The 21,531-nt window shown below is 59.4% G+C and carries 18 protein-coding genes; 13 read left to right on the top strand and 5 right to left on the bottom strand.

Features of this window, described 5'->3' with window-relative positions:
- The coding region (locus MOV74_RS04020) for an electron transfer flavoprotein subunit beta/FixA family protein (RefSeq protein ID WP_246918134.1) at positions 1-633 on the bottom strand (633 nt) is incomplete at its 3' end.
- A 388-nt stretch (positions 634-1,021) separates the two neighbouring features.
- Between MOV74_RS04020 and MOV74_RS04025 the strand changes: the two genes are divergently transcribed.
- Entirely contained in the window at positions 1,022-2,173 is a 1,152-nt protein-coding gene (locus MOV74_RS04025; RefSeq protein WP_246918136.1) for a hypothetical protein, read from the top strand.
- A 210-nt stretch (positions 2,174-2,383) separates the two neighbouring features.
- Here MOV74_RS04025 and MOV74_RS04030 read toward each other — a convergent pair whose 3' ends face one another.
- Positions 2,384-3,712 carry an SCP2 sterol-binding domain-containing protein gene (locus MOV74_RS04030; protein ID WP_246918138.1) on the bottom strand — a complete coding sequence of 443 codons (1,329 nt, stop codon included), beginning with the start codon at positions 3,710-3,712 and terminating at the stop codon, positions 2,384-2,386.
- Positions 3,713-4,223: 511 nt separating this feature from the next.
- Here MOV74_RS04030 and MOV74_RS04035 point away from each other — a divergent pair.
- The 6 genes from MOV74_RS04035 to MOV74_RS04060 all read left to right on the top strand — a co-directional run bounded on the left by MOV74_RS04035 (position 4,224) and on the right by MOV74_RS04060 (position 12,212).
- Complete coding sequence (locus MOV74_RS04035) at positions 4,224-4,682, top strand: (2Fe-2S)-binding protein (RefSeq protein WP_246918140.1); 459 nt, start codon at positions 4,224-4,226, stop codon at positions 4,680-4,682.
- A gap of 1 nt (position 4,683) precedes the next feature.
- Positions 4,684-6,933 (top strand): molybdopterin cofactor-binding domain-containing protein, encoded by a 2,250-nt coding sequence (locus MOV74_RS04040; protein WP_246918142.1) that lies wholly within the window; start codon positions 4,684-4,686, stop codon positions 6,931-6,933.
- 404 nt (positions 6,934-7,337) lie between these two features.
- A complete protein-coding gene (locus tag MOV74_RS04045; RefSeq protein WP_246918143.1) occupies positions 7,338-7,820 on the top strand; it encodes an enoyl-CoA hydratase-related protein in 483 nt (160 codons plus the stop codon).
- Positions 7,821-7,822: 2 nt separating this feature from the next.
- A complete protein-coding gene (locus MOV74_RS04050; protein ID WP_246918145.1) occupies positions 7,823-8,716 on the top strand; it encodes an alpha/beta fold hydrolase in 894 nt (297 codons plus the stop codon).
- A 332-nt stretch (positions 8,717-9,048) separates the two neighbouring features.
- Positions 9,049-10,248 carry an ABC transporter substrate-binding protein gene (locus MOV74_RS04055; protein WP_246918147.1) on the top strand — a complete coding sequence of 400 codons (1,200 nt, stop codon included), beginning with the start codon at positions 9,049-9,051 and terminating at the stop codon, positions 10,246-10,248.
- A 158-nt stretch (positions 10,249-10,406) separates the two neighbouring features.
- Positions 10,407-12,212 carry an AMP-binding protein gene (locus MOV74_RS04060; protein WP_246918149.1) on the top strand — a complete coding sequence of 602 codons (1,806 nt, stop codon included), beginning with the start codon at positions 10,407-10,409 and terminating at the stop codon, positions 12,210-12,212.
- Between the two features lie 115 nt (positions 12,213-12,327).
- On the opposite strand, the gene MOV74_RS04065 is transcribed toward MOV74_RS04060, so the two are convergent.
- Complete coding sequence (locus MOV74_RS04065) at positions 12,328-12,846, bottom strand: helix-turn-helix domain-containing protein (RefSeq protein WP_246918151.1); 519 nt, start codon at positions 12,844-12,846, stop codon at positions 12,328-12,330.
- Positions 12,847-13,044: 198 nt separating this feature from the next.
- Between MOV74_RS04065 and MOV74_RS04070 the strand changes: the two genes are divergently transcribed.
- The 6 genes from MOV74_RS04070 (at position 13,045) to MOV74_RS04095 (ending at position 19,481) form a co-directional block, all read left to right on the top strand.
- Positions 13,045-13,677: a 2-hydroxychromene-2-carboxylate isomerase gene (locus tag MOV74_RS04070; RefSeq protein WP_246918152.1), complete on the top strand. Its 633-nt coding sequence runs from the start codon at positions 13,045-13,047 to the stop codon at positions 13,675-13,677.
- Between the two features lie 483 nt (positions 13,678-14,160).
- Positions 14,161-14,898, top strand: a complete 738-nt coding sequence (locus tag MOV74_RS04075; protein ID WP_246918154.1) for an SDR family oxidoreductase — start codon at positions 14,161-14,163, stop codon at positions 14,896-14,898.
- Between the two features lie 12 nt (positions 14,899-14,910).
- Entirely contained in the window at positions 14,911-16,092 is a 1,182-nt protein-coding gene (locus MOV74_RS04080; RefSeq protein ID WP_246918156.1) for an acyl-CoA dehydrogenase family protein, read from the top strand.
- Positions 16,093-16,113: 21 nt separating this feature from the next.
- A complete protein-coding gene (locus MOV74_RS04085) occupies positions 16,114-17,244 on the top strand; it encodes an acyl-CoA dehydrogenase family protein (protein WP_246918158.1) in 1,131 nt (376 codons plus the stop codon).
- Between the two features lie 14 nt (positions 17,245-17,258).
- Positions 17,259-18,446, top strand: a complete 1,188-nt coding sequence (locus MOV74_RS04090) for an acetyl-CoA C-acyltransferase (protein ID WP_246918160.1) — start codon at positions 17,259-17,261, stop codon at positions 18,444-18,446.
- Positions 18,447-18,467: 21 nt separating this feature from the next.
- Positions 18,468-19,481, top strand: a complete 1,014-nt coding sequence (locus tag MOV74_RS04095) for a nitronate monooxygenase family protein (RefSeq protein ID WP_246918162.1) — start codon at positions 18,468-18,470, stop codon at positions 19,479-19,481.
- A gap of 222 nt (positions 19,482-19,703) precedes the next feature.
- On the opposite strand, the gene MOV74_RS04100 is transcribed toward MOV74_RS04095, so the two are convergent.
- Both MOV74_RS04100 and MOV74_RS04105 read right to left on the bottom strand, forming a co-directional pair.
- Positions 19,704-20,000: a YciI family protein gene (locus MOV74_RS04100; RefSeq protein WP_246918164.1), complete on the bottom strand. Its 297-nt coding sequence runs from the start codon at positions 19,998-20,000 to the stop codon at positions 19,704-19,706.
- 256 nt (positions 20,001-20,256) lie between these two features.
- Complete coding sequence (locus MOV74_RS04105) at positions 20,257-21,159, bottom strand: SDR family NAD(P)-dependent oxidoreductase (protein WP_246918166.1); 903 nt, start codon at positions 21,157-21,159, stop codon at positions 20,257-20,259.
- Between the last annotated feature and the right edge of the window lie 372 nt (positions 21,160-21,531).

A 21,531-nucleotide genomic window follows, 5' to 3' on the forward strand; every position in this document is an offset into this window, starting at 1 on the left:
GACATCGACGCCGTAATCGGCGACGGTCTTGTCCGCGATCGGCTTCTTCTTGGCCTTCATGATGTTCGGCAGCGAGGCGTAGCGCGGCTCGTTGAGACGCAGATCGGTGGTGACGATCGCCGGTCCCTTCAGCTTCACGGTCTGGAGCCCGCCATCGACTTCGCGGGTGACCTTGAAGTCAGAACCTTCGACCTCGAGCTTCGAGGCAAACGTCGCCTGCGACCAGCCGAGCAGCGCGGCCAGCATCTGGCCGGTCTGGTTGCAGTCGTCGTCGATCGCCTGCTTGCCGAGGATGATCAGGCCGGGCTGCTCTTCGTCCGCGACCTTCTTCAGGATCTTGGCGACCGCGAGCGGCTCGACGCTGCCTTCGGCTTTCACCAGGATGCCGCGGTCGGCGCCCATGGCAAGACCGGTGCGGATCGTCTCCGACGCCTGCGCCGGTCCAATGGAGACCACCACGACCTCGGTGGCCTTGCCGGCTTCCTTCAGGCGCAGCGCTTCCTCGACCGCGATTTCGTCGAACGGGTTCATCGACATCTTGACGTTGGCGAGTTCAACGCCCGATCCATCGCCCTTGACGCGGACCTTGACGTTGTAATCGACCACCCGCTTTACCGGCACTAAGACCTTCATCGAGTAGCCTCCCTTCGGTAGGCTTCGATAAGTTCCATAAAAGAACTTGTCAAGAGGATGCAAGCGCTCCGGCAAGCAGGACAGTTCGGCGGCCGGATCGACTGCACGTCGTGAACAACCGCTTATTCATTTCTGACTAGGCGCTGCTCGAAATACGCGGCTCGACCGGGTTGCAGGAAACACACCTACGTTCTCACTCTAAGTTCATCCTCGGAAATCGATCCGTTCGTCATGCGCGACGACCGGATTCACGCTCCCAGGAAAACCAATGAGGTGGACGTTGGAGCAGCGAACTTTGTATCCGGATCGATCGAACCAGGAGGCTAGAGAGAGGTCTCATAACTTCGGTCCGATCATCGCTGCCTATGGATCTGACGACCTCGTGAGAATGGCGGACACATTGGCGATCGGGCTCGCCATAGAGATGGAGCCGACAACATGGGAAGGCATCCGGACGGCCGGCGAGTCTGCGCGACCAGTGGTCCTGAAAATTCCGGACGTCCCGGTCGCCATCGAGATTGACCCGTCCGGGAGGTTGCGTCCGCTTCGTCAGCACGGCTTTCCGGTCGGTGAAGAGATCGACAAGCACATGACATCCGCAGGCTTACGGAGCCGGCTACATCGTCTGAGAGCGAAAAGCAGAGATATCGCTTTCGATTTGCTCGCGCCACTGACTCTTCCGGGTCGCTTTCCGTCTAGAACAGAGTTCCAGTCCGTATGCAGATGGGCGCCTCTCATCGAAGTGTTGGCATATGCGTTGGCAACTCGCTATCTGGCGGCCCTGGAAGACTTACGTGAGCGCGCGAGGGTTGAAGCCAATACCACATTCAGTGCCGGTGAATGCAACTATTGCGCAACAGCTCACACGATGGCTCATTTCGTCCTGATGAGCAGCGACGCTCCTGAATACTGGTTGGCAGAAGCGGCCAAATCATCGACCTTGCATGGTTGGACTCCTAGCTTGGGATTCACGCGAGCGCGCACGATATGGTTGGCGGCGGCCGGAACGAAGTCGGCGGCCGCGTTCGGACCGACTGCCTTGGAATGTTATCTCAGGATGTTGGTCACCGCGCGCCACGCGTTCCGGATCTTTGACGCTCTGTTTGGCTTGACCGCTATCGCTCTCAGCCATGATCACGTGCGTGAAGAGGTACTGCAGGCTGTTATGCATCACGCGCAGATGGTTAGTGACCGATCTGTCGACGACATTGATTGTGTGACGCTTGCTTTTCGTTCCGCGATCGAAGTCTTGAAATGGCGCCCCGGCGGACATTCGCCTGTAGCCGCGCTCGATCGCCTCGGCTGGAGCCGTGATCACGAGGGAGACGGCCTTGCTTCACCGCCGGCCTTTCGTCTCGATCCAACCGAAACCGCACCGAATGGCATGATGCTCGGCTTCAGCGCCCTTCCGGCGATCTTGAAAGCCACGCCGGCCCAGCATTATCCAAGATCCAAAGCGAGAGTTTGCCGGCTCAAGCTTCGCGAAACGGAGATGCTACAGATTGCGAGACGAGCCTGGCTCCTTCATCCCACAGAATAACACAATGAAAAAAACCGGCCGCTTTCGCAGCCGGTTAAGTAGTCCGAACCAGATCTCGCCGTCTCCTGGGCCGGACCGGGAGGTGCCGGAATAAGACATCGAGATGACGGCTTAGTCAATTTCAAAAAAGAACTACAAGGTTTGAATCTCCGGCCAGTAGGCGCCCGAGCTGGGCGCGGCTACTACGGATTGGCTTGCAACAGTGTCTTGTCATTTCGGGAAGCAGGCGCCGAAGGCCTTCAGGAGTTTAAGAGGGCCCTTCAATCGAATCTTTCTCTGCGCGAGCGCCAGGACGACCGAGAGCTGACCATTCAAAGTCTTCAGCCAAGCGGCTGAGTCCGCCTGAATGCGCAAGTCCGGGGTACCAATGAGGCCGTCGGTGACGGTCAGCTTCTGATTTTTGATAACTACCGTGGCCTCCTTGGGCTCTTGGCCCGTGAAGACGAAGTGGTAGGTGGCATTCAAGCCCTTAGCCCTGTTACGCTGGAAGGTAAGCCCCATTCCGAAGAGAAAGGCGCCGATACTGGAGGCCCGGGCACTCGAGCGTACAAACCGAAGCGTCTTGTGAGGGAATATCTTCGCGGCGTGACTTGCTGCATCGGAATCCCGGACGACATAGAGCGGCTCGACCTTGTCCTGCAACGGTTTGACGATCGTTTCCACGTGCGCTTTGCGGTCTGACAAGTAGCCGGCCATGATGTCTTCGCCGGCAGGACAAACCGCGACGCAATAGGCCGCATTGTAGTTAGGGCCGTACGAGAGGCTCTGCCAGCGCTTGACTGTTTCTGCCAGCGGTTGGCGTTCACGGTAGTCCTTGGCGGACTTCGCGTCCGCGATGTCCTCGATCCATTGTGCGAATCCGCCCATGAACTGCTGGTAGTTGTGGTTGAGGCAGGAAGAAAAATCGAAATAGCCATCTGGCTTGATAGCGCCGACCGGACAGGCGACGACGCAGAGCCTGCACTCGAAGCAGGGATTGTAGTCGAGTGGCTTCGACGGCGCCTCTATGTCGAGATCGACCAGCACGGTGCCCAAAAGGATAAAGCTGCCGAATTTGGGATGGATGACGCTGCGATGGATGCCGCGCTTTCCAACGCCGGCAGCTTCGGCAATGAGCTTGTGCGAGACGACCCATCCCCGTTCCGGGTATTTGTCGAACTCCATGGGGAATGCCATCGGAGGGTTCATCGCCGAGATGCCCATGTCCTCCAGCCGCCGAACTAGCTCGCGCGCGATATCGTCGACGTCGTGAGAAATCTTGTGAAACTCGTTATTGGACGCTGAACGCGCGGGTGAGCGGATGGGACCGCGATTCATCCTGCTCACGATGCTCACCGCCAATCGCGCCCCCGCGAATGCCCGTCGGGCGTGAACCGCTTCGTCCTTTACCAGAGGGTCATCGAGGCTGACGATACCGCAATCATCTGCGCCGCATTCCATGACCAACGCCTTCAAAGCGTCGAGGCTAAGGGATGCAGGCGGTGCCGGAGGGTTGAGCCGTATGCGTTCGGCGATCGGGTGGTCTTTAAGTCCCGCCATGCTGGTCTCCTTGATCTGAAGGCTGCATCTGAAGGCTGCGTGCGCCCGCGCGCGGTGCGCTGGCCCAATTACGGGCATATGAGACTATCATCCGTTGTGCAGGCAGGCAAACTGCCATTTCATTGAGGCTCGTTTGGCGATTTGATGCTAAGGGCCTGGAGCACCGATCCAGGCCACCAAGGAAGCCCGAACTTGGCACGACGTTCGATCGGTGTTCGCCGAAAGCATGATAGCCGTATCGGAGAGACGGACCGAGCGACGAGGGTGCCCTGCGGGACCGAGCGTCGTGCTGCGCACTGCTTCCGAAAATCCAGGGTATAGAACGGTTCTGCCGAAACGCGGTTCGCGGCAATTCAGCGGTAAAGCAAAGCTATTCGATTCTGAATTGGCCGAGGCCTCCGTAACGACCTATTCGTCAAGGATACGTACCAGGTTCGACACGTCAGAATCGGCGGCCGCGGCGCTTGGAGAGGCAGGCAGGTGCCGTTGTTCGCCACTACAGGAGCTCGCAATGCAGTTTACCGTCAACAGTAAGCGCTACGATCTGGATGTCGAACCGGAAATGCCGCTCCTTTGGGTGCTCCGGGACGAGCTTGGTATCTCGGGGCCGAAGTACGGTTGCGGGGCGGGCCTTTGCGGTGCGTGCACCGTTCATATCGACGGTACCGCGGTTCGTTCCTGCTCGATCAACGCTGGTGAGGTCCGCGGCAGCATCACGACAATCGAGGGTCTGGGAACTCCCGCAGACCTGCACGTTGTTCAGCAGGCTTGGATCGAGCACCAAGTTGCGCAGTGCGGTTATTGTCAGTCCGGCCAAATGATGACTGCAGCGGCCCTGCTATCGAAAACCCCCGATCCGTCAGACACCGAAATCGCCGACGCCATGAGCGGAAATCTTTGTCGCTGCGGAACTTATACTCGCATCCACAGCGCCGTCAAAACTGCTGCCCAGATGATGAAGGGGAAATAACGTGGCTCGGCTCAGGACAATTGCAAGACGCACGTTTCTGATCGGCTCCGCTGCGATCGCCGGCGGCGTCGCCTTCGGCTATTACCGATTGCGCCAGGATCCTCCCAACCCGCTGCTCAAGGACCTCAAGGCGGGTGAAGCCGCGATCACGCCCTACGTCCGCGTCGACGCAAAGGGCGTTACACTCATCACTCCGCGCGCCGACAAGGGCCAAGGCTCATATTCCATCCAAGCTCATCTGATTGCCGAAGAGCTTGACGTGGATCCGCACAAGGTTCGCATCGATCCTGGTCCGCCAAATCCGGCCTACTTCAATAGCCGGATCATGGACGACAGCCTGCCCTTCTCTCCGATCGACGATGGCCTCATGGCTCGAGGGGCGCGGGGAGGTGGCGGGGTGTTGAGCCGTCTTCTCGGCATGCAGATCACGGGAGGTTCGTCCACCGTACCCGATGGCTATCAAAAACTTCGCATGGCGGGAGCCGTCGCTCGCGAGACATTGAAGGAGGCGGCGGCCAGAAGGTCGGGCGTGTCCCGATCGCAGCTGAAAACCAAGGACGGTCAGGTGATCTTGCCCGATGGCAAGTCCGTCACCTACGCGGAGCTGGCCGTCGAGGCAGCGCAGCTTGCACCGGTTACCGATGTCACCCTCCGGCCGGAACAGGAGTGGCGCTACATCGGCAAGAAGATGCGCCGGATCGATATCGTCGCCAAGTCGACCGGTACGCAGCAGTATGGGATCGATATTCGTCCGGACCGGATTGTGTACGCCACCGTCCGGGCCAACCCGGGCATGGGAGGCACGATCAAACGATATGATGCCTCCAGCGCGGAAAAGATGAGAGGCGTCAAGAAGATCGTTCCGATCAAAGACGGTGTGGGCGTCATTGCCGACAACACGTGGAGAGCCTTTCAGGCCGCGGCCGCTATCAAGATCGAATGGAACGATCCTCCTTATCCGGCCGACTCGGCTGGAATGTGGAAGGTACTGGAGAATTCGTTCTCCAAAGACCTGCTGGACAGCCGGCTTCGCAATGACGGAGACGTCGAGAAGGCGTTGGCCGGCTCATCCAAACCGATTGAGGCGGAGTATCGGACTCCATATCTTGCCCACGCTCCGCTCGAGCCCATGAATGCGGTTGTACTCTATACGAAGGAGCGGCTCGACATCTGGACGGGAACGCAGATCCCGGTATTCCTCCAGGCGCATGCGGCGAAGCTGACCCAACTGCCGGAAGAGAAGATCTACGTGCACGCTCAGCCGATCGGTGGCAGCTTCGGGGCGCGACTGGACGACACCTATGCGTTGCAGGCGATCGAACTCGCGATGGCCATGGAAGGCGTTCCGGTCAAGATGACCTGGAGCCGTGAAGAGAACATGGGGCACGACTATCCGCGCCCGATTCAGCTCTCGCGCGCCAAGGGAACGGTTCGCGATGGCATGGTCGAGAGCATGAGCATCGATGTGGCCGGACAATCGATGGGCGCCTCCTGGTTCAATCGGTTGCAGGCGCCCGTTCCTCCCGGTCCCGATGCTTCAAGCGTCAACGGCATTTGGGATCAACCTTTCGCCATACCGAACTTTCGTGTGACGGGTTATAAGGCGAAGGAAATGGTGCCAGTCAGCCCGTGGCGATCGGTTGGAGCGTCCGGCAATGGCTTCCACCATGCTTCCTTCCTGGACGAACTGATCCATGCCGCGGGCGCGGATCCGATGGCAGAGCTCATTCGTCTCTGCAATCATGAGCCGTCCAAGAAGGTCTTGCATACCTTGCGAGATGTTTCCGCCTGGAAGGGCTCGCGAATCGGCGACCGGCGAGCCCGTGGCGTGGCGCTGACAGTGTCCTTCGGCGTGCCCATGGCCCAGGTCGTCGAGGTGAGCGACACTCCTCAGGGCATCAAGATCGACAAGGTATATGCCGTTTGCGATGTGGGGCGCGTTCTGGACCCGGTCAATTTTGAAGCGCAGGTGCGGGGTGGCATCATCTGGGCCTTGGGCCATGCCATGAACTGCGAGCTCACCTACGAAAACTTTGCGCCGGTCCAGACGAACTTTCACCTGTTTGAAGCCATGAGATTCCATCAGGTGCCGGAAATCATCGTCAAGGGATTGGAGCTTGGTGGGGACGTGCGGGGAATTGGCGAACCGCCGGTCCCACCGGCCGCACCTGCTCTCGCCAACGCAATCTTTGCTCTGACCGGAAAGCGTGTGCGCGAACTGCCACTCAACAAGAGCGTCACGTTCGCGTGACACTCCCCTTCATGAGCGAGCCAGGGCGTCGGCCACCAGCGGCACAGCGGGTAACGGGGGGCTGTATCTGAGGCCGCCATCGGAAGCGGCGGCCTATGGGGCAGGGCTGCCGCGCCAAGCAGCTTGATCGCGCTCAAATGCGCGCAAATGGGGCGCGCATTTTTGGAAAGGGACCCCTGTCGAGGGCCGAAATGACGCTCGGTAGGTGAGATATCCTCCTCGCGCACAAGAGGCGCGATGCGCAAATGTCGAGCGGCAGGCGCAACCCTCGGCGGTGGCATTCACCTCTGAATAGGGTTGGCACAAGATTGTTGTAGCCGGCTTGCGAAGTGCACTGTCAACTCGTCAGAAAGAAAGTGGGCTTTGGCGACGCGGTCGGTGGTTGCCGCGTCTGGAGGATACGAATGAGCGATCAGAAGGGCCCATCGGGCCGGATCCGCACAGAAGTGCACGGTCTGATCCTCAAGATCATCATCGACAATCCAGCGAAGAAAAACTCCTTCACACCCGCCATGATGGTGGAGATGTCGAATGCGATGACGCTTCTGGACAGCAACGACGATTATTGGGCGGGCGTCGTTTGCGCAGAAGGAGCGGACTTCACGTCAGGTCTCGACATGCCCAAGTTCTTCGGCCCGAACGCCGAGAAGATCGATATTTCTCCGAGCAACATCGATGCATTCGCGCTCAAGGGACGATGCCGCAAGCCGATCGTGACGGCAGTGCAGGGAATCGTCTACACGATCGGAATCGAAATGATGCTTGCCGGAGATGATGGAAGGCATTCAATCCTTCATCGAACGTCGTCCAGCCGTTTTCCGCGGGAAATAATCGGCGCGGGGCGACGGAAAAGGTTGAAAAGCCGTTCAGAACGAGTTGCAGCGTAACGATGATCGACTCTCGCGAGACCTTCGGTGGAACCTGGCCCTTCCAGCCTCACTTCTTCGAAGGAAGCGGTTTCCGGATGCATTACGTCGACGAGGGGAGTGGCGATCCTATCGTCTGTCTGCACGGTGAGCCGACGTGGGGCTATCTCTATCGCCGCTTCATCCCGCCGCTTGCGGCTTCCCATAGGGTGATCGTTCCTGACCATATGGGTTTCGGCAAGAGCGAGACGCCTCCAGATCGGGAATATTCGCTTAGAGCCCACGTGGAGAATTTCACCAAGTTGGTCGAAGCGCTCGATCTCACCAACATCACGCTCGTGATACAGGATTGGGGAGGATTGATCGGTTCGGCGTTCGCGCTACGCCATCCCGATCGCATCAAGCGACTGTTTTTGCTCAACACACTTACTGGCTACGGCAATGCTCCTCCGGGGCTGACGCCGTGGTTCCAGTTCGTCCTCGATCACCACAGGGCCGGAACGCTCTCTGAAGTGCTAGGGCACCTGGATGTCAACATCCTCAGCGTCATGAAAACTCAAGGCCTGGAGAACCTCTCCGTCGTCGACGCCGACTGGCTCGCGGCCTACGGAGCGCCATTTACCACCAAGCAAGAGTGTCTCGGAGCGATCGAGTTTCCGCTCGATGCACTACTCGGCAGAATCCGGCCCTACATTGCGGAAGGCATTTCGCTGATTGAGAATCTGAAGTCCAAGCCGGCCATGCTCGCCGTCGGCATGAAGGACCGCGCCATCGCGCCCGACACGCAGATCGCTAATTTCAGCGCGATTTGGCCGGGGAGGCCGATCATAAAAATCCCGAACGCGGGACATTTCAGCCAGGAAGACGCGCCCGAGACCGTGATTGCGCTGATCGAGCTCTTCATTGCCAGTACCTGAGGACGTGCTCGAGTGTCGGCCGTCCAGTCGTCCTGAGACGGTCGCTCGCGGCGAGAGCAGGAAGTTCCATTGCGGAAGTAACAGGTCGGGCTGGTATGTGGAGCTATCGCGACCCGACTTTATCGACAGGATAAGTCTCAGGTGGATCGTGTCGCAGGCGATAGATCACGGATGCGCTTGACGAGTTCTAAAAAAGAACGATAAGGTTGAGTTAGACCTCTAGCCTGTCCCTACGGTCGGTGCCGAGCCAACGACCGGCGGGCGAGCGCGAAAGCAGAAGGTCAACCAACATACTGGCGTGCCCCGACAGGCGCGCGTGGGGAGGACGATCGATGACGGCGAATTGGAAAATCGCGATAGCTCTTGCTGTGGTCTTGAGCGGCCCCGCCTCCGCGGCGGAAGAGCCCGGCATTTCCGAAACGGAGATCAAGATTGGAGGGGTCTTCCCCTTCAGCGGACCGGCATCGTCGATCGGGCTCGTGGGCAAGGGGCTCATTGCCTATATCCAATCGCTGAACGACCGAGGCGGCGTCAACGGCCGCAAGATCAACTACATCGCCTACGATGACTCATACAGTCCGCCCAAGGCGGTCGAGCACGTGCGCAAGCTGGTCGAGAGCGACGAAGTGTCCTTCATGTTCGGCCAACTCGGTACGCCCGGCATTTCGGCTACGGCCAAGTATCTCAGGGCGAAAGGGGTGCCCAGCCTCGCAATCGTCAGCGGCTCATCCAAGTTCACGGATGTCGCGAATTATCCCCTGATGACGACCGGTCTCGTCAGCTACGATACCGAGGGGAAGATCTACGCCAAGTATCTGACCAAGACGCTTCCCAATGCGAAATACGCAATTCTCTACCAGAACGACGACCTCGGTAAGGACTACGTCAATGCCTTCAAGGCGTATCTGGGGGGCGATTTCGATCGAAAGGTCGTGACCGCCTCTTACGAGGTGACCGAGCCGACGATCGATTCGCAGATCACGAATCTCAAGAGTTCGGGCGCCGAGGCTCTCGTGATCGCCGGGACACCGAAGTTTGCAGCGCAGGCGATCAGGCAGGCCTCGGTGATTGGATGGAAGGCGACCGTCATCATCAATTATCCCTCCGCATCTGTTGGTGGCACGCTCGCGCCGGCCGGGTTCGACAAATCGATCGGCGTGATCGCAGGCACGATCAACAAGGACGCCGCAGACGAGACGTGGAAGAACGATCCCGGCATGCAAGCCTATAAGAGCTTCTTCGAGAAGTATCTGTCCGGCGCCGACATCACGAACGGAAGTTATACGCTCGGATATCAGCAGGGAGTTCTGCTCGAGCAGATTCTGAAGCAATGCGGCAACGATCTCTCCCGCAAGAATATCCTGGCGCAAGCAAAGAATCTCAAGAACGTCGTGGTTTCGGTCGGCCTGCCGGGAATCGAGGTGAACACCAGCGAAAGCTCGAACATGATGTCGACTCAAATGCGGCTGCAGCGCTGGACCGGAACGACCTATCAGTTGTTCGGCGACGTGCTTGACGCGAAATCCGAATAGTCGACGCGCAGAAAAACGGGAAAGCGCGCGTGATCGATTGCGCCGTCGACCTCCTGAGGCGAGCCGGCACGAGACCGCAAGAATGCTCGGCAATCAGAAGCGGGATTACACGCGAAGAGTGCGGGGCGGCGCTGCCGTAAGTCATGGGATCATCTTCAATGTCAAAGAACACACCTGTATTCGCGCCCAAAGAGGTCTCCCTGCAGCGTCGGAGCGACGGTACGCTCATCTTGAGTTCGCCGATCGAGCTGGGGGAGTGCGATTGGCGTATCACGGACTTTCTGCCGAGGTGGGCGAAGGCAGCTCCCGACCGCATTTTCTTGGCTCAACGTAATTCAAGCGGCGGGTGGGACGAGATCACATATAGCCAGGCCTGGTCCCTGGTTCAGGCGGTTGGCCAAAACCTGATCGAGATGGATGCGAGGCCTTCAGATAATCTCGCCATCCTCTCCGGGAATTCCATCGAGAACGCGGTGATGTCTTTCGCCGCGATGTCGATCGGCGTCGTTTTTGCGCCGATCTCGCCGAACTACACGTTGATGCCCGGCGGTCTGGCGCGGCTGAAGGATGTCGCAGAGGTGCTGCGCCCGAAGTTCGTGTTCGTGCAAAGCGGACGCGAATTCTCAGCGGCCCGCTCCATTCCGGAACTGAAAGCGGCGACCTGGATCAGCGTAGACGGCGCTCCCGACACGGTGCGCTATTCTGACCTGACCGAGAAGAGGAGCAGCTATCGAGGCTTCGAAGGCGCGTCCCGCTCCGTATCTTGCGATTCGGTCGCAAAAGTCCTCTTTACGTCGGGCTCGACGGGCCTCCCCAAGGGTGTCCTGAATACTCACCGCATGATGGCGAGCTCTCTGCAAATGGGCAGCTTGCTGGTAGCCCCCTCCGAAGCGCCTGTTCAGGTCGAGTGGATGCCATGGCACCACACCATGGGAAGCAACGTCATTCTGCACGGCATACTCAAGAATGGGGGGACGCTCTACATCGACGACGGCCGGCCATTGCCGCAGCTCTTCCACAAGACTCTCCTCAATCTCCAAGAGGTTTCACCGACCGCCATGTTCAACGTGCCGGCCGGTTACAATTCCCTTTGCGACGCCATCGAGAAGGATTCCGAACTTGGCGCGCGCATCCTGAAGCGGCTGGATCGCATAAGTTACGCCGGCGCAGCCATCTCGCAGAACACGCTCGAGCGTCTTTACCGGTTGACGTCATCGATCACCGGTCGGCGTATTCCCGTCATGTCGGGCTACGGCACGACGGAAACCGCACCCACGATCAGCACGACCCATTGGGCTACCGATCGACCGGGCGAAATCGGCCTTCCCGCGCCCGGTCTGAAGCTGAAGCTGCTTCCCGTTTCCGATACATATGAGGTGCGGGTCAAAGGTCCCAACGTCACGCCGGGTTATCTCGGTCGGCCGGATTTGACGGAACAAGCTTTCGATGAAGAAGGCTTCTATCGCATCGGCGACACGGTCTCATTCATGGACCCGGAGAAGCCGGAATCGGGACTTCGCTTTACGGGCCGGATCTCCGAAAACTTCAAGCTCGCCAACGGGACCTGGGTATCGATCGGGAACATGCGCGCCGCTATCCTGGCAGCTACCCGTGGCATGCTGTCGGATGTGGTGATTGCAGGCGAAAACCGAGAATACTGTGGTCTGCTTTGCTGGCTGAACCCGACGGAGGCGGCACGGATCTCTTCGCAGCCGCCTTCCGACCTGACCAGCGATCCCGTCGTTGTGCAGTTCCTCAAGGACCGGCTCCAAGAATACAACCGAACCGTTGGCAGCAGCGAAAATGCTCATTCGTTCGTGCTGCTCAAGGAGCCGCCGTCGATCGCCGCTGGAGAGATCACCGACAAGGCATACGTCAATCAACGCGCCGTCTTGAAGTGCCGATCGGATCAGGTCGAATCGCTCTACTGCTCCGCCCCGAACTTTGGCGTGATCCGAGTTTGAACTTTTACCCCTCGAGCGCCCAGTCGGTGGCATACATGGAGGCTGATCTCGGTGAAACGGTCGGCTCCTCAATCATTTGCGTAGCGGCTTGGCCTGGCTTCGCAGGGCAGGGCGATCAGGCTACCTTGCGTCGCACCTTGGGTTCTGGGGCCGGCGCTTCCAGGTCGTTTTTCGCAAGGGGGCGCCTGGCACCAGGGCCCGGATGCGTATGGACCTCTTTGGCTAAAACCGGCTCGCCACACTCGGAGCAAACCATGACGGGGTCGAAGTCCTTACCGCAGTGGCGATGCTGATGCAGAAGCGGCCGACCGCGTTCGTCGACCATGTGAGTGTCGCCCCAATGAACGATCGCCATCATGATCGGATAGAGATCGAGGCCCTTCTGCGTCAGGATGTACTCGTGGCGCTTGGGCGATTCTTGATAGGGGACTCGGCGGAGAATGCCTTGCCGGACAAGCTTCTTCAACCGCTCGGCAAGGAGATGGCGGGTTATTCCCAAGGCGGACTGGAATCCCTCGAAGCGGCGAGTACGCAAAAAGCATTCGCGTAGGATGAGCAGCGTCCATCGGTCGCCGATTACGGCGATAGTCCTGGCCATTGAACACGGCTCTTCCTCAAGTTCCTTCCATTTCATCCGCGGTCTCCAATAGCCCGATCATTCTCCCACGAATCTGCGGAGAAGCGACAAGTCATATCATTCTAGATAGGTACTGATCCTCAAACAATACCCCTAGGAAAAATCGACCAAATTGTCGGAGTATCGGTTTGACAGTTCAAAAATGGAACTGTAAACTCATGTCACAATCATCGAAATTGTCCGGAGGACGCCGACATGACCCCGAAAGTAGAATTCCAGTTCGATTTCGGTAGTCCGAACGCCTATTTGGCCGAGGTCGCGATCCCGGGCATCGAACAGCGAACCGGGGCTAAATTCGAGTACGTCCCGGTCCTTCTTGGCGGCATCTACAAGGCCACCGGAAACATGTCGCCCTTCGATTCTCTTCGTGGAATCAAGAACAAGCCGGAGTATCAGGCGCTTGAGACGCAGCGGTTTATTCGCCGCCATAACGTGACGAAATTCCGCACCAATCCCTTCTTCCCCGTCAACACCCTTATGTTGATGCGCTGCGCGGTTGCGGCGCAGTTCGAGGGCGTGTTCGAACCCTACTTCAGGGCCGCCTATCATCATATGTGGGAAGAACCGAAGAAAATGGACGATCCTGAGGTTTTTCGGAGCGCGTTCATCTCTTCAGGCATCGATATCGATCGCGTGGCAAAGCGTGCGCAGGAAGACGATGTGAAGAAGAGGCTCATCGAGCTGACGAACGACGCTGTGAGCCGGGGCGCGTTCGGCTCGCCGACTTTCTTCGTCGGCAAGGAAATGTTCTTCGGAAAGGACCAGTTGCGGGACGTGGAGGAATCCATCGTCGAACAAACCCGCGGGACCACTTCCAAGGCCAGGTGATATCTGCATCGAAGTTCGGCGATCATGAATGAGATCCGCCGCCGGCGATGATCGCGGTGAGCCTTGCAGGTAGGTCTTTCGATGCCGCTCGCCGTCGGGCACGACCACCGGAATAGCCGCCCTCGCGGTGAAGCGGTGAGCTCGGCGACAATATCTTTAGATCTCAATCGCGGCCCCGATAAAGGACAGCGCTGATGTCCTTCAACTTCGTGCCGTGAGCGAGTTCACTTTGAATGAGCCGTCATTGGATCGGGATAGCGCATCTTCTGCCGCGCTCGGCAGTCAGGCTCGATATCCAGTTTAGTTTGAGGTCGGAGCCTCTTTCACCTTGCGATCTCGAAGCGCCAACTTCAAATATCAATTGACGAGTTCTAAAAAAGAACGCTATGTACTTTCCATGATGCCGAGCGCGTCGACGACGCGGTCCGGCGGGTTCACGGCAAGCTAGTTCAAGCGAAGTATAACCTCACAGGGAGCACGCCCGTGCAGAAGAGAAACGCAACCGCGGCTGTCATCGGCGCCGGCGATTTCATCGGCGGCGAGATCGCCAAGAAGTTTGCCGCAGAAGGGTTCACCGTCTTCGCCGGCCGTCGTAACGGCGAAAAGTTGGCTCCGCTCGTCAAGGATATCGAGGCTGCCGGCGGAGAGGTTCACGCCCGTTCGCTCGACGCTCGCAAGGAAGACGAGATCGTCTCGTTCCTGAACGATGCAGACAAACATGCGCCGCTGGAAGTCTGCATCTTCAACATCGGCGCGAACGTCAACTTCCCCATTCTGGAAACCACTGAGCGCGTTTTCCGTAAGGTCTGGGAAATGGCCTGCTATTCGGGCTTTCTGGCCGGCCGCGAGGCGGCGCGCCTGATGCTGCCGCGCGGGGGCGGTAAGATCTTCTTCACGGGGGCGACCGCTTCGCTCCGCGGCGGCAGCGGTTATGCTGCCTTTGCGAGCGCCAAATTCGGCCTTCGCGCGGTCGCGCAAGCAATGGCTCGCGAGCTTGGCCCCCAAAATATCCACGTTGCGCATCTGATCATCGATTCCGGCGTGGATACCGAATGGGTTCGGCAGCGGCGGCTGGAGGCTCTCGGGCCAAACGCGCTGGACGATCCGGATGCGCTGATGCCGCCGTCCTCCGTTGCTGCATCCTATTGGCAACTCTACCAGCAGCCGAAAAGCGCATGGACGTTCGAGCTGGAGATTCGTCCTTTCGGCGAGAAGTGGTGAGGAGCAAATAGTATGGAGCTGGCGCTTTCTCCAGAGGATGCCGCATTTCGGGACGAAGTGCGCTCCTTCATCGCAGAAAACTACCCTGCGGAAATGCGTGTCCCGAATCCGGAGACCGACCTGACCAAGGAGCAATCGCTGCTCTGGCATCGCATTCTGCACAAAAAGGGCTGGATCGCGCCTCTCTGGCCCAAGGAGTACGGCGGTCCCGGCTGGTCGATTACGCGCCGCTTCATCTTTGAACAGGAGACCAGCCGCGCCGGCACGCTGCCGCCCTTGGCATTCAGCGTCACCATGGTGGGGCCTGTCATCTACACGTTCGGCAACGATGCCCAGAAGAAGAAGTTTCTTCCGCGTATTCTGTCGGGCGAGGACTGGTGGTGCCAGGGCTACTCCGAGCCGGGCTCCGGCTCGGACCTGGCAACCGTCCGCACCAAGGCCGTGCGCGACGGCGATCACTATATCGTCAATGGTCACAAGACCTGGACGACGCTCGCTCAGCATGCGGATTGGATCTTCTGTCTGGTGCGGACCGATCCGAATGCGAAACCACAATCCGGCATCTCCTTCCTGTTGATCGACATGAAGTCGCCGGGCGTCACCGTGCGGCCGATCATCACCATCGACGGAAGCCATGAGGTCAACGACGTCTTTCTGGAGGACGTTCGCGTCCCCGTCGAGAACCTGATCGGCGAGGAGAACAAGGGCTGGACCTATGCCAAGTTTCTGCTCGGCAACGAACGAACCAGCATGGCCGGCATCGGTCGATCGACGCGCTACATCAACAAACTAAAGCAGATCGTAGAGGCCGAGGTCGCGCCCGACGATCCTGCGCATCTCGACTTCCTGCGCGAGATCGCCCTCGTGGAACTCGACGTACTGGCGCTCGAGGCGACCGAGCTGCGTGTCGTGGCTCAGATGGCGCGGGGCATCGACCCTGGACCGGCCGCCTCGTTGTTCAAGATCCGCGGCACTGAGATTTTCCAGAAGATCACCGAATTGACCCATCGCGCGATCGGCAGTTACGGGCTCGCGCTGCGCGAGCATCCGGTCAGCGCCAACCACTTCATGCCCGGTTCTGAATACGGGCACACCGCGTCGGAAAAGTACCTGAATTCTCGCAAGCTCAGCATCTACGGCGGGTCGAACGAGATTCAGCGCAACATCATCGCAAAAGCTGTGCTTGGTCTCTAGCCAGAGTATCGAGAGGGTCGGATGGACATTCAGTTTACGGAAGAGCAGGAATTGCTGCGATCCAGCATCCAGCGCCTGCTACGCGATCAGTATGATTTCGATGCGCGCCGCAAGATCGTCGCCGACGAGCAAGGTTTTAGCCGCAGGCAATGGGCGGCGTTCGCCGAACTCGGCCTGCTGGCTGCACCGTTCGCGGAGGACGCTGGTGGCCTCGGCGGCGGTCCGCTGTCGACCATGATCATCGCGCATGAGTTCGGACGCCATCTCGTCGTCGAGCCGTTCGTGGAGACGGTGGTGTTGGCCGGCGGCCTGATCGAACGGCTAGGCGATGCCGCGCAGAAGCAGGGCTTCATCCCCGACATCATCGACGGCAAGAAGATCTGGACGCTGGCCTGGACGGAGAAGGGAGGCCGGTTCGATCTCGCAGACGTGACGACCACCGCGCGACGCGAGGGCGATGCCTATGTCCTGAACGGCGGAAAGACGGCGGTGATCGCGGCGCCCTGGGCGGATTACCTTCTCATTTCCGCGCGCACCTCGGGTAATCGACGGGACCGCGCTGGGGTCAGTCTGTTCGCGGTCGACCGCCGCGCGGCTGGTGTCGATCTGCAAAGCTTCAGGACCATCGACGGCCGGCGCGCCGCCGAGATCAGTCTGCGCAATGTCCGTGGGCAGTTGCTCGGCAAGGAAGGCGAGGGCGTGGCTGCGCTGGAGGCCTGCCGCGACCGCGCCATCGGCGCGCTCTGTGCGGAAGCGGTCGGTGCCATTGGCGAATTGAATTCCGCCACATTGGAATATTCGAAGACCCGCAAGCAGTTCGGCACCACCATCGGTTCGTTTCAGGTGCTGCAGCATCGGATGGTCGATATGTTCATCGCCCATCAGGAGGCGCTCTCGCTGATGCAGCATCTCAATCTCAGCATCAGCGGCGATGAAGCCGGGCTCTCGCGGCTCGCCTCTGGTGCCAAGACGAAGATCGGCTATGCGGCCAAGTTCGTCGCCGACCAGGCTGTGCAGCTGCATGGCGGCATGGGCATGACCGATGAGCTCAATGTGGGCCACTATTTTAAGCGGATCTCTTCCATCAACATCCAGTTCGGCGACCCTGCGTTCCATGTCCTGCGCTATGCACGACTGGGCGCGGCCGCGTAAGAAAAGAGGCGAGTATGACGACAGAAGCAGTAATCGTTTCCACCGCTCGTACCGCGGTCGGCAAAGCCTACCGTGGATCCCTCAACAATACGGAGGGGCCGACCTTGGCCGGTCACGTCATGGCCGAGGCGGTGAAGCGCGCCGGAATCGCCCCGGGTGAAGTCGAAGACGTGGTGATGGGCTGCGCCATGCAGCAAGGCACCATGGTGATGAACGTGGCCCGCAAGGGGGCGATCCGTGCGGGCATGCCGGTGACCGTCGCCGGGACCACGATCGATCGGCAATGCGCCTCTGGCCTGCAGGCGATCGCCGTGGCGGCACGTTCCGTGATGCTGGATGGCGTGGATGTCGCGATCGGCGGCGGCATCGAGTCGATCAGCCTGGTGCAAAACGAGCACATGAACAAGTTTCATATGGTCGACGATGAATTGATGGCGATGAAGCCGGACATGTACATGTCGATGCTCGAGACGGCAGAAACGGTCGCCGAGCGCTACAAGATCGGCCGCGACAAGCAGGATGAATACAGCCTCGAGAGCCAGCGCCGCGTCGGAGCTGCTCTGCAGAGCGGCCGGTTCGACGAGGAGATCGTTCCAATCACGACGAAAATGGCGCTCGTCAACAAGGAGACCAAGCAGGTCTCCTATGAACAGGTGACCCTCGCCAAAGACGAAGGCCCGCGTCCCGACACGACCGCAGAAGGCCTCGCCAAGATCAAGCCGGTGTTCGAGGGCAAGACCATCAGCGCCGGCAATGCGAGCCAGCTTTCCGACGGTGCTTCGGCATGCGTGATCATGAGCGATAAGGCCGCGGCCAAAAAGGGGCTCAAGCCGCTCGGCATCTTCCGCGGCTTCGTTGCAGCGGGCGTCGAGCCGGACGAGATGGGTATTGGCCCGGTCATCGCGATCCCCCGCCTGCTGAAGCGTCACAACCTGAAGATCGACGACATCGATCTCTGGGAGCTCAACGAGGCATATGCCGTTCAGGTGATCTATTGCCGCGACAAGCTCGGCATCGACCCGAACAAGCTCAACGTCAATGGAGGCTCGATCGCGATCGGCCATCCCTATGGCATGACCGGCGCGCGCCTCACTGGCCACCTTCTGATCGAGGGGCGGCGACGAAAGGCAAAGTACGGCGTCGTGACCATGTGCATCGGTGGCGGCATGGGCGCGGCGGGCCTTTTCGAAATCATCCATTGAACGGAACTGCGGGAGATCATCGTGAAGACAGCGATCACTGAACTGTTCGGTATCGAACATCCGATTATTCAGGGCGGGATGCACTATGTCGGGTTCGCCGAACTCGCAGCAGCGGTGTCGAACGCCGGCGGCCTCGGCCTCATTACCGGCCTCACCCAGAAGACGCCCGAGCTTCTGGCCAAGGAGATCGCGCGCTGTCGCGACATGACGGACAAGCCGTTCGGCGTCAATCTCACCTTCCTGCCGAGCTTCACCGCTCCGCCTTATCCCGAGTATATCGCCGCGATCAAGGAAGGCGGCATCAAGGCGGTCGAGACCGCCGGCCGCAGCCCGGAGGAGTACATGCCGGCGCTGAAGGCCGCCGGCATCAAGGTGATCCATAAGTGCACCTCGGTGCGGCATTCGCTGAAGGCCGAGAAGATCGGCTGCGACGCGGTCAGTGTCGATGGCTTTGAGTGCGGCGGCCATCCGGGTGAGGACGACATGCCGAACATGATCCTGCTGCCGCGTGCGGCCGATGAGCTCAAGATTCCGTTCGTCGCGTCGGGCGGCATGGCGGATGCGCGCAGCCTCGTCGCGGCTCTCTCCATGGGTGCGGCGGGCATGAACATGGGCACCCGCTTCGTCGCCACCAAGGAGGCGCCGGTCCACGACAATGTGAAGCAAGCACTGGTCAAGGCGACCGAGCTCGACACCGTTCTCGTCATGCGCGCGCTGCGCAACACCGAGCGCGTGTTGAAGAACAAGGGCGTCAGCGAGCTAATCGAGATCGAGCGCGAGAAGGGCGCCAGCCTGAAGATCGAGGATATTCTCGACCAGGTTGCCGGCGTCTATCCAAAGGTGATGTTGGAGGGCAACATGGATGCCGGGGCCTGGAGCTGCGGCATGGTGGTCGGGCTCATCAACGATATTCCGACGGTCAAGGAGTTGATCGATCGCATCATGGATGGCGCCGAACGCATCATCCGGCAGCGGCTGACGGGCTTCCTCGACGGTGTGAGCACGGGTTCCGTCCCGGCACGCGCAATCGCCTGACGCGTCCCAGGCAGTAGGGGTCTGAACGGACTGGACGCTCGATATTTTGAGCGTCCAGTTCTCTTATGAGTCTGTCGTAGACTCTTCAGTCACGCCCATCACCGGAAGAGAAGCGCGCTGCTTCTTCGGCCGATTTTGGCGCTGTATTGGAGCGCGCATCCTGCGCAAGTCCGGGAGACAAACGCCAGATTTGCGCGGTACTGAAGGTGATGGGCGCGGCATTCAGCCTCGAGCCGACAAATGTCGCATCGGAAAGTGCTCATAGTGCCCGGCGCCGTTCTTCACGATCGGATCCTGTGAGGTAATCGCTTCGATGTTCTCATCGTCGGCGATCTGGTAGAGTGAGACGCCATAACCCCCACTCGGATCCATGACAGGGCCGTGCGCGACGACTATTCCTTTGGCGAGCAGATCGTCCAAGAAGGCTCCATGCTGCTTCATCCATTTTGCTTCGTCGGCCGTCATCGTCGTTATGAAGTCGGCCCGCGGCGGAATGAACTTGCAGAGGTAAGCCTTCATGTCTGGACTCCAAGCTTTGAGGCAGTGGTGACACACCCGTCGATCTGCCGACCGTTGCCCGTATCGGGGCCAGGTCGTGTCGCGACTATCAAATTATAAGTCGCTAGATAAAATATATAAACCTCGGATTTGACGGGACGATCGGATCCTCAAGGGTCTGTTTCGCAAGGCGTAACTGACCTGGAGCGCCCGTTTGCACTGCTATGCACCGGCGATGACGTACCGCGGAGGCGTCGTCACCTTGACGCGGTGTCGCCTAACCGCCCGTCGTATAAAAGCCCGCGTGCCGCAGAACGAAATCGTAAACGCTAAGCGGCGGCTTGCCGGTGATCTTCTCGACATCCGAGGTCAACCTGTCGTATCGATTCTGCTGTTTGAGAAGAGCCATTGTCGCGAGATGGGAAAGCGCATGGGGAGGCAATCTTCCGCTATCCTCCAACTGCTTGCGCCAAGGCTCCCAGGGAACGTTGACATAAGTGATCGGACCTCCCAGGGCCTTGGAGAACTCCTCGGCAATTCCGTTCATGTCCTGTGACCGGGGTCCCGTCAGTTCGTAAATCTTGCCGATATGCGGGCCCGGGTCTTGGAGGATGGTTGCTATCACACGCGCAACGTCTTCACTCGCTATTGGCGACGTCTTCCCGTTTCCGAAGGGCAGGCGAATTTGTCCATGGTCACGGATGGAACTCGCGGAAAGTCGAAGGAAAAAGGTGTCCAGGAATGCCGTGGGGCGGACATGTACGACAGGGAGTCCGGACCAATTCAATGCCTGTTCCGCCAGCCAGTGCAGCTTTTGCTGCGGACTGTCGGTCGTCGAATTGATGCTCATCTGCGATACGGTCATCTGAGAGATGTTCACGAACGCGCTTACCTTGTGGTGTTTCGCGACGGCCGCGGCGTTGACGGTCGCCTCCAGATATGAAGGTGAAACGGCCATACCGAAGTAGACCTGCTCGCAACCTTCGATCGCTCGATGCATCGCGTGCAGATCGAGAAGATCGCCAACGACGATCTCAACCCCTAAGTTGGCCAGCTTGGCCGATCGCGCGTCCTCGCTGCGGACGAGAGCTCGTACCTTCGCGCCCCGTTCGACCAGCAGCTTGCATACAACATGGCCGATGGTTCCGGTGGCGCCGGTGATCAAGATGGGGGACTGCATGTTTATTCCTCGCGTGGGATATGCGGGCCCGGAACCGGCCGCGGGCTTTATTAAGGGCATATCATACGAATTCTATACGCCGGCAATGCAGGCATCGCAACGACCCATCTTCTCGCGGCCTGCAGCAGGTATCCGCAGCCCGCGAAAGCTCGATCGCGTAACTATCAGCCGCGCCGACGTTCTGGGGGCGTGCATCGCGTAGACTTCGATATCGTCTACCGATTGCAGGCGCGATATCCGGAGAACGCAGCTACGGCGGAAGACAAGAGCCCAGGACTGTCGGTGGTGGGCGACGCTCCTGGGGCTGCCGGCCGATGGCGCCCCCGGCTTGCTACTCATGTTGCTCCATCGACCGAGACGCTCGGGTCAATG

This window comes from Bradyrhizobium sp. SHOUNA76 (genome assembly GCF_023006445.1).
In the GTDB taxonomy this organism is placed as follows: Bacteria; Pseudomonadota; Alphaproteobacteria; order Rhizobiales; family Xanthobacteraceae; genus Bradyrhizobium.

Bases quoted from the DNA above. Each gene is read 5' to 3' on its own strand.
- MOV74_RS04035 (WP_246918140.1), top strand. From the start codon at position 4,224: ATGCAGTTTACCGTCAACAGTAAGCGCTACGATCTGGATGTCGAACCG.
- MOV74_RS04070 (WP_246918152.1), top strand. From the start codon at position 13,045: ATGACCCCGAAAGTAGAATTCCAGTTCGATTTCGGTAGTCCGAACGCC.
- MOV74_RS04030 (WP_246918138.1), bottom strand. From the start codon at position 3,712: ATGGCGGGACTTAAAGACCACCCGATCGCCGAACGCATACGGCTCAAC.
- MOV74_RS04025 (WP_246918136.1), top strand. From the start codon at position 1,022: ATGGCGGACACATTGGCGATCGGGCTCGCCATAGAGATGGAGCCGACA.
- MOV74_RS04050 (WP_246918145.1), top strand. From the start codon at position 7,823: ATGATCGACTCTCGCGAGACCTTCGGTGGAACCTGGCCCTTCCAGCCT.
- MOV74_RS04080 (WP_246918156.1), top strand. From the start codon at position 14,911: ATGGAGCTGGCGCTTTCTCCAGAGGATGCCGCATTTCGGGACGAAGTG.
- MOV74_RS04045 (WP_246918143.1), top strand. From the start codon at position 7,338: ATGAGCGATCAGAAGGGCCCATCGGGCCGGATCCGCACAGAAGTGCAC.
- MOV74_RS04060 (WP_246918149.1), top strand. From the start codon at position 10,407: ATGTCAAAGAACACACCTGTATTCGCGCCCAAAGAGGTCTCCCTGCAG.
- MOV74_RS04065 (WP_246918151.1), bottom strand. From the start codon at position 12,846: ATGAAATGGAAGGAACTTGAGGAAGAGCCGTGTTCAATGGCCAGGACT.
- MOV74_RS04090 (WP_246918160.1), top strand. From the start codon at position 17,259: ATGACGACAGAAGCAGTAATCGTTTCCACCGCTCGTACCGCGGTCGGC.
- MOV74_RS04105 (WP_246918166.1), bottom strand. From the start codon at position 21,159: ATGCAGTCCCCCATCTTGATCACCGGCGCCACCGGAACCATCGGCCAT.
- MOV74_RS04085 (WP_246918158.1), top strand. From the start codon at position 16,114: ATGGACATTCAGTTTACGGAAGAGCAGGAATTGCTGCGATCCAGCATC.
- MOV74_RS04100 (WP_246918164.1), bottom strand. From the start codon at position 20,000: ATGAAGGCTTACCTCTGCAAGTTCATTCCGCCGCGGGCCGACTTCATA.
- MOV74_RS04055 (WP_246918147.1), top strand. From the start codon at position 9,049: ATGACGGCGAATTGGAAAATCGCGATAGCTCTTGCTGTGGTCTTGAGC.